The sequence below is a fragment of the Bradyrhizobium sp. LTSP849 genome (genome assembly GCF_000938255.1).
Taxonomy (GTDB): Bacteria; Pseudomonadota; Alphaproteobacteria; order Rhizobiales; family Xanthobacteraceae; genus Bradyrhizobium.
This window is the reverse complement of the sequence record NZ_JYMR01000045.1, coordinates 410437-426824: the sequence shown is the minus strand read 5'-3', so window position 1 is coordinate 426824 and position 16388 is coordinate 410437. Positions and strand designations below refer to the sequence as shown.

At 64.8% G+C, this 16388-nt stretch carries 17 protein-coding genes; 16 read left to right on the top strand and 1 reads right to left on the bottom strand.

Annotated features, from left to right (window positions below; all coding sequences use genetic code 11):
* The first annotated feature begins 108 nt into the window (after nt 1-108).
* The 16 genes from murJ to trmB all read left to right on the top strand — a co-directional run bounded on the left by murJ (nt 109) and on the right by trmB (nt 15112).
* Nucleotides 109-1659: a murein biosynthesis integral membrane protein MurJ gene (gene murJ / locus UB31_RS26385; RefSeq protein ID WP_045012958.1), complete on the top strand. Its 1551-nt coding sequence runs from the start codon at nt 109-111 to the stop codon at nt 1657-1659.
* Nucleotides 1660-1734: 75 nt separating this feature from the next.
* Complete coding sequence (gene trpS, locus UB31_RS26380; protein WP_045004953.1) at nt 1735-2787, top strand: tryptophan--tRNA ligase; 1053 nt, start codon at nt 1735-1737, stop codon at nt 2785-2787.
* 109 nt (nt 2788-2896) lie between these two features.
* Nucleotides 2897-3391, top strand: a complete 495-nt coding sequence (locus UB31_RS26375) for a universal stress protein (protein WP_045012957.1) — start codon at nt 2897-2899, stop codon at nt 3389-3391.
* 163 nt (nt 3392-3554) lie between these two features.
* Entirely contained in the window at nt 3555-4124 is a 570-nt protein-coding gene (locus UB31_RS26370) for a NifU family protein (protein WP_045012956.1), read from the top strand.
* Between the two features lie 87 nt (nt 4125-4211).
* Entirely contained in the window at nt 4212-4907 is a 696-nt protein-coding gene (tsaB, locus tag UB31_RS26365; RefSeq protein ID WP_045004948.1) for a tRNA (adenosine(37)-N6)-threonylcarbamoyltransferase complex dimerization subunit type 1 TsaB, read from the top strand.
* Complete coding sequence (rimI, locus tag UB31_RS26360) at nt 4904-5389, top strand: ribosomal protein S18-alanine N-acetyltransferase (protein WP_045004947.1); 486 nt, start codon at nt 4904-4906, stop codon at nt 5387-5389. Before tsaB ends, rimI begins: the two co-directional genes overlap by 4 nt.
* A gap of 38 nt (nt 5390-5427) precedes the next feature.
* Nucleotides 5428-5883, top strand: a complete 456-nt coding sequence (locus UB31_RS26355; protein WP_045004945.1) for a Fur family transcriptional regulator — start codon at nt 5428-5430, stop codon at nt 5881-5883.
* A complete protein-coding gene (locus UB31_RS26350; RefSeq protein ID WP_045012955.1) occupies nt 5883-6563 on the top strand; it encodes an HAD family hydrolase in 681 nt (226 codons plus the stop codon). Before UB31_RS26355 ends, UB31_RS26350 begins: the two co-directional genes overlap by 1 nt.
* Nucleotides 6564-6753: 190 nt before the next feature.
* A complete protein-coding gene (gene miaB, locus UB31_RS26345) occupies nt 6754-8151 on the top strand; it encodes a tRNA (N6-isopentenyl adenosine(37)-C2)-methylthiotransferase MiaB (protein ID WP_045012954.1) in 1398 nt (465 codons plus the stop codon).
* 64 nt (nt 8152-8215) lie between these two features.
* Nucleotides 8216-9214, top strand: coding sequence for a PhoH family protein (locus tag UB31_RS26340; protein ID WP_045012953.1), 999 nt, complete (start codon nt 8216-8218; stop codon nt 9212-9214).
* A gap of 61 nt (nt 9215-9275) precedes the next feature.
* Complete coding sequence (gene ybeY / locus UB31_RS26335) at nt 9276-9773, top strand: rRNA maturation RNase YbeY (protein ID WP_045012952.1); 498 nt, start codon at nt 9276-9278, stop codon at nt 9771-9773.
* A 13-nt stretch (nt 9774-9786) separates the two neighbouring features.
* Nucleotides 9787-10905, top strand: coding sequence for a hemolysin family protein (locus tag UB31_RS26330; protein ID WP_045013003.1), 1119 nt, complete (start codon nt 9787-9789; stop codon nt 10903-10905).
* The gene (gene lnt, locus UB31_RS26325; protein WP_045012951.1) at nt 10902-12515 is read left to right on the top strand and encodes an apolipoprotein N-acyltransferase; all 1614 of its coding nucleotides are present in this window, start codon (nt 10902-10904) and stop codon (nt 12513-12515) included. The genes UB31_RS26330 and lnt overlap by 4 nt, the downstream gene beginning before the upstream one ends.
* Before the next feature lie 233 nt (nt 12516-12748).
* Nucleotides 12749-13162 carry a helix-turn-helix domain-containing protein gene (locus tag UB31_RS26320; protein ID WP_045004935.1) on the top strand — a complete coding sequence of 138 codons (414 nt, stop codon included), beginning with the start codon at nt 12749-12751 and terminating at the stop codon, nt 13160-13162.
* Between the two features lie 85 nt (nt 13163-13247).
* On the top strand, nt 13248-14405 hold the full coding sequence (locus tag UB31_RS26315) for a M20 family metallopeptidase (RefSeq protein WP_045013002.1): 1158 nt from the start codon (nt 13248-13250) through the stop codon (nt 14403-14405).
* Entirely contained in the window at nt 14402-15112 is a 711-nt protein-coding gene (gene trmB, locus UB31_RS26310) for a tRNA (guanosine(46)-N7)-methyltransferase TrmB (protein WP_045012950.1), read from the top strand. Before UB31_RS26315 ends, trmB begins: the two co-directional genes overlap by 4 nt.
* Here trmB and UB31_RS26305 read toward each other — a convergent pair.
* Nucleotides 15109-16191, bottom strand: a complete 1083-nt coding sequence (locus tag UB31_RS26305; RefSeq protein ID WP_045004929.1) for a DUF2336 domain-containing protein — start codon at nt 16189-16191, stop codon at nt 15109-15111. The two genes, trmB and UB31_RS26305, sit on opposite strands and share 4 nt — an antisense overlap.
* Between the last annotated feature and the right edge of the window lie 197 nt (nt 16192-16388).

Here is a 16388-nt window from a genome sequence, read left to right as displayed (position 1 = left end):
CTATCACGACCGGGCCCGCACGGGCAAGCAACGAGAGTTGTCTTTGACGCGTTTTCTTCACGCGAACCGGGACCACTTCGCTTGAAAACGCTATGGTATTAAAGAGCAATGATCCGCTCCTTCCTGACAGTCTCGACGGGAACACTGGCCTCGCGGCTGCTCGGTTTTGCGCGTGATTCAATGATTGCCGCGTTGCTGGGCACCGGCGCCGTGGCGGATGCGTTCCTGGCCGCCTTCCAGCTCGTCAACGTGGTGCGCCGGCTGCTCAGCGAAGGAGCACTGAACGCGGCGCTGATCCCGGCCTGGCTTCGCGTCCGTGATCGCGATGGCGAGGCGGCCGCAGCCGCATTCGCGGGACGCGTGCTCGGCACGGTCAGCGCGGCCCTGATCGCGATCTCGATCGTCATTGCGCTCGCAATGCCGTTGATCATCATGGTGATCGCGCCCGGATTTCTCGGTAGCGCCACGCTCGGTCTCGCCGTCGAGAACGCGCGGCTGATGCTGCCCTATCTCGCCTTTGCCGGCCCCGTCACTGTGCTGATGGGACTTTTGAACGCGCAAGGACGTTTTGCGCTGACCGCATTTTCGCCGCTGCTGTTCAACATCGCCTTGATCGCCGCGATCGCAGTGCTCCTCGTTTGGCACACCGACGCCGCCTTCGCCGCGTGGATGCTAGCGGCCACCGTCGGCATCGCCGGCCTGCTGCAACTCCTGATGCTGCTGTCGCAACGGAGTGCACGCCTTGCGACGCCGTTGCGCGCAAGTTTCGACAAGGAGATGCGCGGCTTCTTCGCCAAGGCCGTGCCCGGCATGATCGCAAGCTCGGGGCCGCAATGGCTGATGGTGGCCGGCGCCATCATCGCCTCCGCCACACCGTCTGCCGTGTCCTGGCTCTATTTCGCCAACCGGCTGATCGAGCTGCCGCTCGGCATTGTCGGCGTCGCCATGGGCACGGTGCTGGTACCCGAGCTGACGCGCGCCGTCGGCACCGGTGACCGCGACGCAGTGGCGCACGCGGAATCGCGCGCGCTTGAGCTCGCGACGGGGCTCGCGCTGCCGGCGACCCTCGGCCTGATCGTGCTGTCCGAGCCGATCGTGCGGCTCTTGTTCGAGCATGGCGCCTTCGGTGCGGACGACAGTCTGGCCACCGCGCATGCGCTGATGTGGCTGGCGCTGGGGCTGCCGGCGCATGTGCTGATCAAGGCGCTGTCGCCGGCTTTCTTTGCCCGCAGCGACACGATGACGCCGCTCGTGGCAACGACGAAAGGGTTTGTCGTCGCCATCGCGCTTGCGGTGCTGCTTGATCACTTCTATGGCGCAACCGGGATCGCCGCGAGCATCGCGGCCGGCGCCTGGAGCAGCGCGCTGTCGCTGCTGCGCAAAGGCACGAGCGAATTCGGCTTCTCGGTCGACGACGCCGCCCGCAAGCGGCTGCCGCGGATCGTGCTCGCAGCAGTGGCCATGGGCGCCCTGCTCTGGCTGACGACGGGGCTGATGCCTGCCGAGGCGCACGGCCTCATCCGCTTCATCGCGTTGGGTTTGCAGATTGTGGCGGGGATCGCCGTCTATGGCGTCCTCCTGCAAATCCTCGGGGCCACCTCCTTGCGTGAGGCGGTTAGCGCCCTGAAGCGCCCCGCCCAGCCCGACCTCGGCGCGTGAGGCCATCGAATTACCCTTGACGGGGCAGCGCCGCTGTTGGAAACGACGGCCCGAATACCTTTGGGGACACTCGCCATGCCATTCGTTGAACGGGTTTTTTCGGGCGTCCAGCCGACGGGCAATCTGCATCTCGGCAATTATCTCGGCGCCATCGTCAACTTCGTGAAAATGCAGGAAACCCATAACTGCATTTATTGCGTCGTCGACATGCACGCGATCACACAGGGCGTCGACGTCTGGGGCGGCCCGGCCGAGCTCGCGCGCAACACCCGCGAAGTGACGGCGGCGTTCATCGCGAGCGGCATCGATCCGAACAAGCACATCGTGTTCAACCAGAGCCAGGTCTCCGGACACGCCGAGCTCGCCTGGATCTTCAACTGCGTCGCGCGCATGGGCTGGCTAGGCCGCATGACCCAGTTCAAGGAGAAGGCCGGCAAGGATCGCGAGAATGCTTCCGTCGGGCTGTTCGACTATCCGGTGCTGATGGCGGCCGACATTCTGCTGTACCGCGCCACCCACGTGCCGGTCGGCGAGGATCAGAAGCAGCATCTCGAGCTCTCGCGCGACATCGCGCAGAAGTTCAACAACGATTTCGGCGACTCGATCCGCAGCCACGGCGCCAATGACGGCCTGTTCTTCCCGCTACCCGAGCCTTTGATCACGGGACCGGCGACGCGCGTGATGAGCTTGCGCGACGGCACCAAAAAGATGTCAAAGTCGGATGCGTCCGACAATTCGCGCATCAATTTGACCGACGATGCCGACACCATCGCGCAAAAGATCCGCAAGGCGAAGACCGATCCGGAGCCGCTGCCATCAGAGGAAAAGGGCCTGGAAGCACGTCCCGAGGCCGACAACCTCGTCGGCATTTTTGCGGCGCTCTCCGGTCGTCCCAAGGCCGAGGTGCTGCGCGAGTTCGGCGGCGGCCAGTTCTCCAGCTTCAAGAACGCGCTGGCAGAGCTGTGCGTCACCAAGCTTGCGCCGATCGCCGGTGAGATGAAGCGCCTCGTCGCCGACCCCGGCCATATCGACACCATCCTGAACGATGGCGCCGACCGTGCGCGTGCGATCGCCGACGAGACCATGAAGCTCTCGAAGGACATCGTCGGCTTCATCCGCCGGCGCTGACGATTGCGCTTGCGAAGTCTGGCCGGCGCTGTGGCGTCGGCCGACGTCGCCTCTCCCAAATCCACAGGGAGTGTGGCAGCATGTCGGGCGACGACACGCCGGGACATGCATGACCAGCAAGCGACAGTGCTTCGAGCCGGGTCACAAGCCCAAATGCCTTGTCATCGTTGACGACACCGCCGAATGGGATCGCGCGGTCTATTACGCCAGCCGCTGGGCGATCCGCGCCGGCGGTCGCGTGGTGATGCTGCGCATCATCGAGATCGAGGACCAGAACCAGCAATGGCTGGGGGTCGTCGACATCATGCGCGCCGAGGCGCATGAAGAGGCCAACGCCACGCTCGACCGCGCCGCCGGCCGTGCCAACGGCATCGCCGCGATCACACCGGAGCGCGTCATCCGCGAAGGTGCCGCGATGGAACAGCTGCTCGCGGTGATCGACGAGGACCCGGACATTGCCATGCTGGTGCTCGCTGCCAGCCCCGGCGCGGAAGGTCCGGGGCCGTGGGTGGCCCTGCTCGCGCATGCGCTGGGCACGTTCCCGGTTCCGGTCACGATCATCTCCGGCGCGCTGAGCGATCAAAGCGTGGACGCGCTGTCGTAGTTTGCTGCCCACCCTCCCCTGGAAGGCGAGGGTAGGCACCGCCCTAACCTGCTGATATAACAACGAAACGGCCTCCCCACCCCTTGACCGTGCGTTTGCCGTCGCCATCTGCTACTGGATAGATTACGCGCCGGCCTTGAACCGGCGACGTCCGGAGAAAGCCATGTTCATTCAGACCGAAGCCACCCCCAATCCCGCCACGCTCAAGTTCATTCCCGGCCGCGTCGTCGTCGATGGCGGCCCGATCGAGTTTGCGAGCCGCGAAACCGCCGCGCGTTCGCCGCTCGCCGAGAAGCTGTTCGACGTGCCCGGTGTCACCGGCGTGTTCTATGGATCGGACTTCATCACCGTGACCAAGGCGGACGGTGAATGGCAGCAGCTCAAGCCCGCGATCCTCGGCGCCATCATGGAGCACTACATGTCAGGCGCGCCGCTGCTCGCCGACGGTGTGGCCACCAGCGATGCCGATCTCGACGACGAAAACGAGTTCTTCGACGAGTCTGACGCCGAGACGGTCGACATGATCAAGGATCTGATCGAGACCCGTGTGCGGCCCGCGGTCGCCAATGACGGCGGCGACATCACCTTCCGCGGCTTCAAGGACGGCATCGTCTATCTCAACATGAAGGGCTCCTGCGCCGGCTGCCCGTCATCGACCGCAACGCTCCAGCACGGTATCCAGAACCTGCTAAAGCACTTCGTGCCGGACGTGGTCGAAGTCCGGCCGATGTGATTAACAGCGAATGGTGAGTAGCGAATGGCGAATGGAACTCCGATCGGCTAAGCTGTCCGCCATTCGCCACTCACCATTCGCTCATCCATGCTGATCCTTGCCATCGACACAGCGCTGGAGGCCTGCGCGGCTGCCGTCCTCGACACAGATGCCGGCGAGCTCCTTGCGCAGGAGCAGCTTCTGATGAAGCGCGGCCATGCCGAGGCGCTGATGCCGATGATTGCACGCGTCATGCAGTCGGCAAATCTCGCATTCACGACGCTGGACCGGATCGCGGTCACCGTCGGTCCCGGCAGTTTCACCGGCCTGCGCGTCGGCATTTCGGCCGCACGCGGTCTTGCACTCGCGGCCAAACGGCCGGCTGTTGGGCTTACGACATTATCCGCCTATGCGGCCGCCATCGTCGGCCAGAGCAAATCGGCGCCGGTGATCTCCGCGATCGATGCGCGGCATGATCACGTCTATTTCCAGATCGTCGCCGGCGACGGCAGCCAGCTGGTGCGGCCTAAAGTCGCCAGCATCGATGAGGCGATCGCCGCCTCGCAATTCGGCGCGCCGCATCTGGTCGGCAATGCCGCACAGATTCTCGCCGACCGCTGGCCGAAGGATGCGCCACGACCGGTTGCGGTCGAGGCGCAGGCCGCGCCCGACATCAGCTGGGTCGCGTGGCTTGGTGCTGCCGCCGATCCCGACACCAATCCGGCGCGGCCGTTCTATCTGCGCGCACCCGATGCAAAGCCTGCCGCACAGAAGCCGCTGGCAGCCCAAGCCGCAACCTCATGATGAAATGGCTATCGGAATGGTGGCGCGGCGGCACGGCGGCCGTCGAGCCGGCCTCGGTGCGCGACGCCGCGCGGCTGGCACAGCTTCACGGCGCCTCCTTCGCCCGCGGCTGGGGCGAAGGCGAGTTCGAGACCATGCTCAGCGAGCGCAACACGCTGGTCCATCGCTTGCGCCTGGGCCGCAAGACAATCGGCTTCGCCGTATCGCGGATCGGCGCGGACGAAGCGGAGATCCTCTCGGTCGCGGTCGACCAGACCCATCGCGGCCGCGGCCTCTCCCGCACGCTGCTGATGACCCATCTCGGTCACCTCGCGGGACGCGGCGTCCGCACGATATTTCTGGAGGTCGAGGAGAACAACCAGCCGGCGCGGCGGCTCTACGATAGAGGCGGATTCGTGGTGGTCGGACGCCGCGAACGCTACTATAAGCAGGCCAACGGGGAACAATTGAACGCACTTCTGATGCGACGTGACTTGTCGTAATATTGATGGCAGATAGCGCCCCGTCAGGCAGACAACACATGACTGGACTTAAACCTTCCTCCGCATCCAAGGCGTCCGGCATCGAGGCGCGCTGTGCCGCCACCGGCATGCGCATGACCGAGCAGCGCCGCGTCATCGCCCGCGTGCTTGCGGAGGCGCTCGATCACCCCGACGTCGAAGAGCTGTACCGGCGTTGTGTCGCGGTCGACGACAAGATCTCGATCTCGACGGTCTATCGCACCGTCAAACTGTTCGAGGATGCCGGCATCATCGAACGGCACGATTTCCGCGAGGGCCGCGCACGCTATGAGACGATGCGCGACAGCCATCACGACCACCTCATCAATCTGCGCGACGGCAAGGTGATCGAGTTCACCTCCGAAGAGATCGAGAAGCTCCAGGCGGAGATCGCCCGCAAGCTCGGCTACAAGCTGGTCGATCACCGGCTCGAGCTTTATTGCGTTCCGCTCGACGACGACACGTCCAAAAGCTAGTGCCCATCGATCTCATCATCTTCGATTGCGACGGCGTGCTCGTGGACAGCGAGGAGATCTCCTGCCGCGCGCATGCCGATGTGCTGACCAGGCACGGCTATCCGATCACGCCGGATCAGGTGTTCGCGCGCTTTCTCGGCCGCTCGACACGGCAGGCCAATCTCGAGATCGAGACCGAACTAGGCCGCAAGCTGCCCGAGGCCTATCACGGCGATTTGCAGGACGAACTGTTTCGCGCGTTCGAGGCCGACCTCGAAGAAATCCGCGGCATCCACGACGTGCTCGATGTCGTCACGCAAGCCGTCTGCGTCGCCTCGAGCGGCTCGCATCAGCGCATGCGCGTGAGCCTCGGGAGCACCGAACTCTACGAGCGCCTCGCGCCGAACATCTTCTCGGCCTCTCAGGTGAAGAACGGCAAGCCGGCGCCGGATCTGTTCCTGTTCGCGGCCCACGAAATGGGCGTGCCGCCGGAGCGCTGTGTCGTGATCGAGGACAGCCTGGCCGGGATCGCCGGCGCGCGGGCGGCCGGCATGACCGTGTTCGGCTTCCACGGCGGCAGCCATTGCCGCGACGGCTATGCCGAGACACTGCGCCAGGCAGGCGCTGACCTGCTCTTTGCCGACATGCATCAGCTGCCGGAGCTGGTCCGGCGGGTCGCGGCCGACGCCGTGGCAGGGTGATTTTGCCCCTCACCGTCGTTCCCGGGCACACGCAACGCGCGCAAACCCGGAATCCAGAGGTTTTGGCGCGAGATTCCTCACTACGCACTGGTGCGTGCCCTGGAATGACGGCCCGAATGGCCCGATTCGCTGGATTTTCGCCGCTCCAGCCTATATCTGAGGGCCGTCCTCCACCTCCATTCCGGGTTCCATGAAGCCGCCGCGCAAGCTGCACATCAAATCATTTGGCTGCCAGATGAACGTCTACGATGCCCAGCGCATGGTGGACACGCTGGCCCCGGAAGGATTCGTGGAGACGGCGAACGCCGAGGATGCCGACCTCGTCATTCTCAACACCTGCCACATCCGCGAGAAGTCCTCCGAAAAAGTCTATTCCGAGCTCGGCCGCCTGCGCGTCGCCAAGGATGAGGCCGCACGCGAAGGCCGCACGATGCAGATCGCAGTCGCGGGCTGCGTGGCGCAGGCCGAAGGCGAGGAAATCGTGCGCCGTGCGCCCACGGTCGACGTCGTCGTCGGCCCGCAGAGCTATCATCACCTGCCCGAGCTGTTGAAGCGCGCCGGCGAGCAAGGCCGCGCGATCGAGACCGAGTTTCCGGCCGCAGACAAGTTCGGCTTCCTCGCCCAGCCAAAACCCGCAGCGATCCGCGCGCGCGGCATTTCCGCCTTCGTCACGGTGCAGGAAGGCTGCGACAAGTTCTGCACCTTCTGCGTCGTGCCCTATACGCGCGGTGCGGAAGTCTCGCGCCCTGTGGCAAGGATCGTCGACGACGTGAAGCGGCTCGCCGACAACGGCGTGCGCGAGCTCACGCTGATCGGGCAGAACGTCAACGCCTATCACGGCGACGGACCGGACGGAAAAAGCTGGCCGCTCGGCAAATTGCTCGAGCATCTGGCGCGGATTCCCGGCATCGCGCGGTTGCGCTACTCGACCAGCCACCCCCGCGACGTCGATGACGACTTGATTGCAGCCCATCGCGATCTCGACGCGCTGATGCCGTTCGTGCACCTGCCGGTGCAGTCGGGCTCGGACCGGATCCTGGCCGCCATGAACCGGAAACATACCGCCGATGATTATCGGCGTGTCATCGACCGTTTCCGGTCTGCACGCCAAGACATTGCTTTTTCATCAGATTTTATTGTTGGCTTCCCGGGCGAGAACGAGCAAGATTTTCTCGCCACCCTCGCGCTTGTCACGCAAATCGGCTACGCTGCGGCTTATTCGTTCAAATACTCCGCCCGGCCGGGAACGCCGGCCGCGGATATGCAGGAGACGGTGTCCCCCGCCGAAATGGACCAGCGATTGGAGCGGCTCCAGGAACTGATCGACAGCCAGCAATCGGCCTTCAACAAGGCTGCGATTGGCGCAACGGTCGATGTGCTGTTCGAGCGCCCAGCCCGCAAGGACGGCCAGATCGTCGGCCGCACCGCCTTTCTCCAGCCCGCACATGTGATGGCCCCGCCCGACATCATCGGACAAATCCTGCCGGTCCGGATCGACAGCCTCGAACGCTATAGCTTCCTCGGTGAGCTCGTGACGCCGCGCATGACGCGCGAGCCCGCTTTCTCACCCATCGCCACTGGAGCCTGAACCCTTGCCCAAAAGCGCATCGGATTCGCCTTCCTTCGCTCCCAGCCGCAAATTTGACCGCGACATGCAAGTTCCGCCCGAGACCCAGGTCGTCATCGACTTCGACGACAACCGCGCCGCATCGGCGCTGGTCGGCCCCTACGGCCAGAACCTGGCGCAGATCGAGCGGCGGCTCGGCGTCGTCGTGGATTCCAAGGGCAACCACATCACCATCGGCGGCACGCGCGACGGCTGCGATGCGGCGCGCCGCGTGCTGGAGACGCTCTACGCCCATGCGGTGAAGGGGCAGGATGTCGACCAGGGTGAGGTCGAAGGCGCGATCCGCGCCGTGATCGCCCAAGGCTCGCTGTTCGAGTTCGACGCCAAATCCGCCAAGTCGACCTTCGACAGCATCAATCTGCGCAAGCGCCCGGTGCGCGCACGCACGGCCGCGCAGGATTCCTACATCCGCGCGCTGAAGCGCCATGAGCTGGTGTTCGGCATCGGCCCGGCCGGCACCGGCAAGACCTGGCTCGCGGTCGCGCATGCCGCGCAACTGTTCGAGCGCAAGGAGGTCGACAAGATCATCCTGTCGCGTCCGGCGGTGGAAGCCGGCGAGCGGCTCGGCTTCCTGCCCGGCGATCTCCGCGAGAAGGTCGATCCTTATCTTCGCCCGATCTACGACGCGCTCTACGACCTCATGGATGCCCGCATCGTCGAGCGCGCGCTCCAGACCGGCGAGATCGAGATCGCGCCGCTCGCTTTCATGCGCGGCCGCACGCTCACCAACGCCGCCATCATCCTGGACGAGGCGCAGAACACGACATCGATGCAGATGAAGATGTTCTTGACCCGTCTCGGCGAGAACAGCCGCATGATCGTGACCGGCGATCCCTCGCAGATCGACCTGCCGAACGGCCAGACCTCGGGCCTCGCGGAAGCGACCCGGCTGCTGAACGGCGTCGAAGGTATTGCGCAAGTTCATTTCACCGCCGAAGACGTGATCCGCCACGAGCTCGTGGCGCGGATCGTTTCGGCCTACGAAGGCTTGCCGCAGCGGCCGGCCACCGGCAACAAATCCTGACGAGACAACAGCCGGACCATACGGGCGCGGACACAGCGCCCTTTTCGTTCCGAACAAAGCCATGTCGCATCCCAACCTTCCCACCACCGAGGTCCTCGTCGTCGCCGATTGCTGGCAGAGCGAGCCCGACGCCGATGCCGTGATCCAGCGCGCGGTCGCCGCCGCGGCGGAGACGGTCGACGAGGATGTTGCGGAAGCGGAAGTGGCGGTGATGCTGACCGATGATGCCGGCATCCGCACGCTCAACAGCAACTGGCGCGGCATCGACAAGCCGACCAACGTGCTGTCGTTTCCAGCGCTCCAGCCGGAAGGCGAATGGAAGCCGGGCGATGCACCGCGCATGCTCGGTGACATCGCGATTGCCTACGAGACCATGCGGCGCGAGGCGGACGACGAGCAGAAGCCGTTCGACCATCATCTGAGCCATCTCGCCGTGCATGGTTTTCTGCACCTGATCGGCTTCGACCACGAAAACGACGACGACGCGGAGGAAATGGAAGCGCTCGAAACCCAAATCCTGGCGCATCTCGGCATACCCGACCCCTATGCCGACCGCTGACGGATGGATTGAGATGCCGGATTCCGACCCGACCCACGACAATCCGCGCAACACGCCCAATTTGCCGGCCGTGGTGACGCCCGGCGAGGTGCTGCGTCCGACCGCGGACGGCTGGCTCTTGCGCGCCATCCGCACGCTGTTCGGCTGGAAGGCGGGATCGGTACGCGACGATCTTCAGGTCGTGCTCGATGCCACCACGCCCGACGACACCGGGTTCTCGACCGTCGAGCGCACCATGCTGCGCAACATCCTCGCCCTGCACGAGCGCCGCATCGCCGACGTCATGGTGCATCGCGCCGACATCATCGCGGTGAAGCGCGACATCCCGCTCGGCGAGCTGATGGACCGGTTCGAGAGCGCCGGCCATTCGCGCCTCGTGGTCTACGACGAGACGCTCGACGATCCCGTCGGCATCGTCCACATCCGCGACCTGCTCGCCTTCATGACCGCACGCGCCCGCGTGCCGGACGCGACCAAGGCCAAGCGCAAGAAGCCGCTGCCGGCCGGACTCGATTTGCGCACGGTCGATCTCGCGCTGCCGCTCCAGGAAGCGCGCATCATCCGCAAGCTGCTCTACGTGCCGCCGTCGATGCGGGCGATCGACCTGCTCGCGCAGATGCAGGCCACGCGCATTCACCTTGCGCTGGTGGTCGACGAATATGGCGGCAGCGACGGGCTGGTTTCGCTCGAGGACATCGTCGAGCAGATCGTCGGCGAGATCGACGACGAGCATGACAGCGACGAGCCGCCCTCGATCGTGCGCCTGCCCGACAACGCCTTCATCGCAGACGCCCGCGCCAGCCTCGACGACGTCCGCACGGTGATCGGCGAGGACTTCGTCACCGGCGAGGCCGGCGAGGAAGTGGAGACGCTGGGCGGCTATCTCGTCAGCTTCGTCGGCCGCCTGCCGGTGCGCGGCGAGGTGATCTCGGGTCCCGGCCATTACGAGGTCGAGGTGCTCGATGCCGATCCGCGCCGCGTCAAGCGGCTGCGCATCTCGACGCGGAAGGAACGTCCCGCACCGCGCACCCAGCGCGAGAGCCGCCGCCGCGAAGCCACGCCGGAGAGCGGTCAGCCGCAGTCCGGCGACACGCCCACCCCGCCGCCTGCCGACGGGACCGGTTCACAGTGAGCTCGTTCCAGCGTCTCTGCCAGATCGCCCTCGCCGTCATCCTGACGTGGGGATGGAAGCGCGCCGTCCTTGCGATGGCGGCCGGCGCGCTGTCGGTTCTGGCCCTTGCACCGTTCAACGCCTGGCCGGTGCTGTTCATCACCTTCCCTGTGCTGGTCTGGCTGATCGACGGCGCCGGCGCCGGACGATACGGCGGTGTGCCCGCTGCAGCACTGACCGGCTACTGGTTCGGGCTCGGCTATTTCGTCCCCGGTCTCTACTGGATCGGCTATGCCTTCTTCGTCGATGCCGACGTGTTCGCCTGGCTGACGCCCTTCGCGGTGCTGGGCTTGCCGGCCTATCTCTCCATTTTCACGGCGATCGGTTTCGCGCTGGCCCGCCTGCTCTGGACCAAGGATGCCACGCGCATTCTCGCGCTCGCCGCAAGCCTCACCATCGGCGAATGGTTGCGCGGGCACGTGCTGACGGGCTTTCCCTGGAACGCCTTCGGTTATGCGCTATCGGAACCGCTGCCGCTGGCGCAGACGGCATCGCTGATCGGCCAGTGGGGCATGACGTTCCTCACGGTGGCGATCTTCGCGAGTCCCGCGGTGCTGATCGACCGCACGCCCGATCGCCGCCCGGCGTGGCGCGTGCCGGCCGCGGCCGTCGCACTGCTGATCGTGATGGGCATCTTCGGCGCGATCCGCATGTCGCTGCATCCGACCACGATGGTTGCGGGCACCAAGCTGCGCCTGATGCAGCCGAACCTCCAGCAGGACCAAAAATTCAACTACGCCGCCAAGGCGGAGGTGATGAAGAAATATCTCGCGCTGTCGGACCGCGCCTCCGGACCGCAATCGACTGGCGTGAGCGCTGCCACGATTCTGATCTGGCCAGAATCTGCGTTTCCGTTCTTCCTGACCCGTGAAGCCGACGCGATGGCGCAAATCGCCGAGCTGCTGCCCAAAGGAACAGTGCTGATCACGGGGTCGGTTCGCGCACCCGATCTGCCGCGTGGCACGCCGATCACGCGAGCCTATAATTCGATCTATGTGATCGACCACGAGGGCAGCGTGCTCTCGGTCTACGACAAGCTGCACCTCGTGCCGTTCGGCGAATTTCTTCCCTACCAGGATTTGATGGAGAAGCTCGGCTTCGAGCAACTGACGCGGATGCGCGGTGGCTTCATTCCCGGCACGGTGCGGCACGTGCTGCCGCTGCCCGGCGCGCCGCCTGCGCTGCCGCTGATCTGCTACGAGGCGATCTTCCCCGGCGAGGTCGGTACGCATGACGAGCGCCCGGGCTGGATCGTGAACCTCACCAATGACGGCTGGTTCGGCATCTCGACCGGTCCGTACCAGCATCTTGAGCAGGCGCGGATGCGCGCCATCGAGCTCGGATTGCCACTGGTCCGTTCCGCAAATACCGGCGTTTCGGCGGTAGTCGATCCGGTGGGGCGAACCGTGGCCAGCCTCGGCCTTGGAATCGAAGGCATTTTGGATGCAAACCTGCCCACCGCAATCCCGCCCACTATCTATGCGAGAGTCGGCGACATCCCCGCAGCCATGCTCGTCGCACTGGCTGTGATTCTGGCGGTGCGGCGGCGTGTTGCCAAACGGCACCCCTGATCACACCGTCGCTAGCGGTTTCCGGTCGAAGCGGCCGGAAACCTTTGACAACCGCAGTCCCACGGTTGACAGATTGCAGGCGGGCTCCCCATTCTGCACCCGCTGCATAAGACAGCGGTGCATTGCTAAATTTCTCCGCAATGTTTCCCCAATCAGAGTGAAGTTTTGACGTCGCTGTCACCTGAGGCAATACTTCATATTGCGCCGACGGTGGTGTTTGGAGGGCTGAGGAAATGTCGAAAGCGCCCAACCCTGTTGACAAATATGTCGGCAGTCGCGTGCGCATGCGCCGCATCATGTTGGGCATGAGCCAGGAAAAGCTCGGTGAAGCTTTGGGCCTGACATTCCAGCAAGTTCAGAAATACGAGAAGGGCACCAACCGGGTCGGCGCGAGCCGTATTCAGCAGATTTCCGAGATTCTCCAGGTGCCGGTGTCGTTCCTGTTCGAGGGCGGACCGAGCGGCGTGGCCGGCTCGAACGGCTTCGCAGAAGGCGCCTCGCCGTCCTATGTCTCCGACTTCCTCGCGACCTCCGAAGGGCTCGCTTTGACCAAGGCGTTCACCCGAATCACCGATTCGAAGCTGCGCCGCTCGATCGTCGACCTCGTCGAACAGATCGCCGCCCGCGAAGGGCCCGACAAGCGCTGACGCGCCATCCTCTTACGATTTGAGACTGCGCCAAATCTGGCCTATGTCGTCCTTTGCGGGCGCGCGTTCAGCGTGCTCCTCTCCGATGATCCGGTTCAAAGGCACAGATACGCCCATGGCGAGCACCAATTCGTTCGATTCCCAAACTATCCTTGATGGTATCCGCCGCTGGGTGGAGATCGAGACACCGACGGAAGTGCCTGAACAGGTCAACAAGCTGACCTCAATGGCTGCCGAACATTATCGCGATCTGCCTGTCACGCTCGAACGCGTCGCCGGCATCGATGGCTGCGGCGATCATCTCGTGGTGCGTTCGACCTGGGGTCAGGACCGGCCTGGTATCCTGGTGCTCAGTCATCTCGATACCGTTCACCCGATGGGATTCATCGCGCGCCTGCCATTCAAGGTCGAGGGCGACAGCGCGTTCGGTCCCGGCATCTACGACATGAAGAGCGGCGCCTACATTGCCTATCACGCCTTTCGCGAGCTCTGCGCGACACCCGATCGTTCGCCGCTCGGCATCACCCACATGTTCACGTCTGACGAAGAGATCGGCAGCCCGACGTCGCGCGCGCTGATCGAGAAGGAAGGACGCAAGGCCAAATACGTGCTGGTGACGGAGCCTGCGCGCGACGGCGGCAAGATCGTCACCGGCCGCAAGGGCGTCGGACGCTTCGAGGTCTTCATCAAGGGTGTGCCAGCCCATGCCGGCTCGCGACCGGAAGACGGCCGCAGCGCCATCCGCGAGCTCGCCAATGTCATCCAGGCGCTGGAGGGCATGAACGATTTGAAGCGCGGCGTCACCGTCAATGTCGGCGTGGTGCGCGGCGGCTCGCGGCCGAACGTAACGCCGGAAGACGCCTATGCCGAAGTCGATCTGCGCGTGCCGAGCTTTGCCGATGCCGACGAGTTCGTCGGCAAGATCCTCGGACTGACGTCGAAAACCGAAGGCGTCACCGTCACGGTGACCGGCGCGCTCAATCGTCCTCCTTACGAGAAGGGCAATGCGGGCGCCTCGCTGTACGAGCACGCGAAGACGGTCGCCGCGGAGATCGGCTTCGAACTGATCGACACCCACACGGGCGGCGGCTCGGACGGCAATTTCACGGCTCCGCACACCGGCACGCTCGACGGGCTCGGCGTCGACGGCAAGGGCGCGCACACCCATTATGAGCAGATCTACGTCTCCTCGCTCGAGCCGCGCGCGCGACTGCTCTACCGTCTGTACCAGACGCTGCGATGAGCGAGCGCAAATCAGATCCGGAGCGCGAGGACAGCGAGCGCGCCTTCTTCGGACGCCGCAAGGGCCACAAGCTCAGGCAGCACCAGGCGGAGCTGATCGATCATCTATTGCCGCGTCTTTCGCTCGACATCGCGACCGCGGCGCCGGCGAATGCTCGCGATATCTTCGTTCCCGCAGCCGACGATGTGCGGCTCGAGATCGGCTTTGGCGGCGGCGAGCATCTTGCGGCGGAGGCGCAGAGTTTTCCCGCAACCGGCTTCATCGGCTGCGAGCCCTATGTCAACGGCATGGCGAAAATCCTCGCGCAGATCGAGGCCGGCGACATCGGCAATATCCGCCTGCTCGCGGGCGATGCCGCAGAGTTGTTGGCCTGGCTGCCGGAAACCTCGCTATCGCGGATCGATCTAATCCATCCCGATCCCTGGCCGAAGCGGCGGCACTGGAAGCGGCGTTTCGTTCAGGACAGAACAATTGCCGCGATGGCGCGCGTTCTGAAGGCGGGTGGCGAATTCCGCTTCGTCTGCGACATCGACGATTACTGCGCCTGGACACTGTCGCATCTCGCGCGTTCGCCGGATTTTCGGTGGCTTGCGGAATGCGCCGATGATTTCCGGCTGCCCTGGGCCGGCTACACCATGACGCGCTACGGGAAAAAAGCCGCGCGCGAGGGACGCAGGGCGGCTTACTTGCGGTTCAAGAGAATCTAGATCGTCCGCCGGTTGCGCCAGAAATTCACGACGCGCTCGGCTGTCGCGGGCATCAGGCGCGTGAAGTTCACGCGAGCCTGCTCAAGATCGGCATCAGCCGGCGTGCGATTCGCGCCGTACCACATCAGGATGAGCGCGCGCACTGTGGGCCAGCCCAGGTTCAGCAATCGGCCCAGGATCAAGATCGGATCGTAGCGGTCGCCCGCGATCAGGCGGTCGAGGGTCGTAAGCCTGACGCCGGACATCGCCGAGAGCGAAGCGATCGACTCCTCGTATTTGTTCGCCTTGGCGAAGCTGAGCAGCGCACTCTCGCCGAGATGGCCGCCGCGATGCAGGCCGAGCACCGTGCGTTGCGCCGCCGAGAAATCCCGCCGCGGCCCGGGCGGCAGCGCGGCTTCCTCGATCGCGGACATGGCGCGCTTGATCTCGACCTGGCGGTCGGGATTGACCACGGTCGAGAGACGGCGGCGAATGACGTCGAGCGTGCCGTTCAGAAGCTCTTTGAGATTCTCGCCGGAGAGATCCTCGCGCTGGCCGATCTTGAGCGTCAGCACGCCGTCCTGGCTGGCGCGCTTGATCAGTTCCGAATAGCCGCCCGCCGAGAACGTCGCGCCGGCATTGCCGGCAGCGCGGCGCACCACGTCGCGATCGCCACGCTCGACCAGCACGTCGGTGATGTCGGCCGACAATATCGGCCGCTCCGTCATCGCCAGCAGATGACCCTGGCCCTTCAGCCGGGCGATCTCGACAAGTGCGGCATCATCGAGCACGGGCGAACGGCGCAGTACGGGAGCCGCCACCATGATTTCATTTTCGCGGGCGAGCTGGCCGACCAGATGGGGCGGTGCATTGTCCAGCCACGAGAAGCGCTCCGCGAGGTCGGCGCGCGTAGCAAGCTCGGCATGAGGGACGAGATCGATCAGGAGATTGTCGAAGAGATCGACAAGGTCGGGACGAAGCTTTGCTGCGTCCTGGAAGAACAACGCGGCGATGGCGCGCGCGATCTCGCCACGGCGCTTGGGATCGCCGCGTCTGACGATATCGTCCAGTCCGGGAATGAGCGACGTAGCAACGGTCATGGAACGCAACTCGAATCTGGCACGCCGTGGGCGCGCCATAGGCTCAAGCCGCCCCACAATCGGGAAATTTAGGCCCCCTTGATGAAGGAAGCGTTGCTCCGGGGACGCCGGATGGGCGCAAAAAGCCCGCTCCCGGCTGCGATGGGCCTTGTCCGGGAGGGTGGAAAGGGCTATATCAGCGCCAACTTCATCTTCTC

Coding starts and splice junctions, on each gene's coding strand:
- UB31_RS26330 (WP_045013003.1), top strand. CDS start 9,787: ATGCCGGATTCCGACCCGACCCACGACAATCCGCGCAACACGCCCAAT.
- UB31_RS26375 (WP_045012957.1), top strand. CDS start 2,897: ATGACCAGCAAGCGACAGTGCTTCGAGCCGGGTCACAAGCCCAAATGC.
- UB31_RS26315 (WP_045013002.1), top strand. CDS start 13,248: ATGATCCGGTTCAAAGGCACAGATACGCCCATGGCGAGCACCAATTCG.
- ybeY (WP_045012952.1), top strand. CDS start 9,276: ATGTCGCATCCCAACCTTCCCACCACCGAGGTCCTCGTCGTCGCCGAT.
- tsaB (WP_045004948.1), top strand. CDS start 4,212: ATGCTGATCCTTGCCATCGACACAGCGCTGGAGGCCTGCGCGGCTGCC.
- UB31_RS26340 (WP_045012953.1), top strand. CDS start 8,216: ATGCAAGTTCCGCCCGAGACCCAGGTCGTCATCGACTTCGACGACAAC.
- UB31_RS26370 (WP_045012956.1), top strand. CDS start 3,555: ATGTTCATTCAGACCGAAGCCACCCCCAATCCCGCCACGCTCAAGTTC.
- UB31_RS26305 (WP_045004929.1), bottom strand. CDS start 16,191: ATGACCGTTGCTACGTCGCTCATTCCCGGACTGGACGATATCGTCAGA.
- UB31_RS26355 (WP_045004945.1), top strand. CDS start 5,428: ATGACTGGACTTAAACCTTCCTCCGCATCCAAGGCGTCCGGCATCGAG.
- miaB (WP_045012954.1), top strand. CDS start 6,754: ATGAAGCCGCCGCGCAAGCTGCACATCAAATCATTTGGCTGCCAGATG.
- murJ (WP_045012958.1), top strand. CDS start 109: ATGATCCGCTCCTTCCTGACAGTCTCGACGGGAACACTGGCCTCGCGG.
- trmB (WP_045012950.1), top strand. CDS start 14,402: ATGAGCGAGCGCAAATCAGATCCGGAGCGCGAGGACAGCGAGCGCGCC.
- UB31_RS26320 (WP_045004935.1), top strand. CDS start 12,749: ATGTCGAAAGCGCCCAACCCTGTTGACAAATATGTCGGCAGTCGCGTG.
- rimI (WP_045004947.1), top strand. CDS start 4,904: ATGATGAAATGGCTATCGGAATGGTGGCGCGGCGGCACGGCGGCCGTC.
- trpS (WP_045004953.1), top strand. CDS start 1,735: ATGCCATTCGTTGAACGGGTTTTTTCGGGCGTCCAGCCGACGGGCAAT.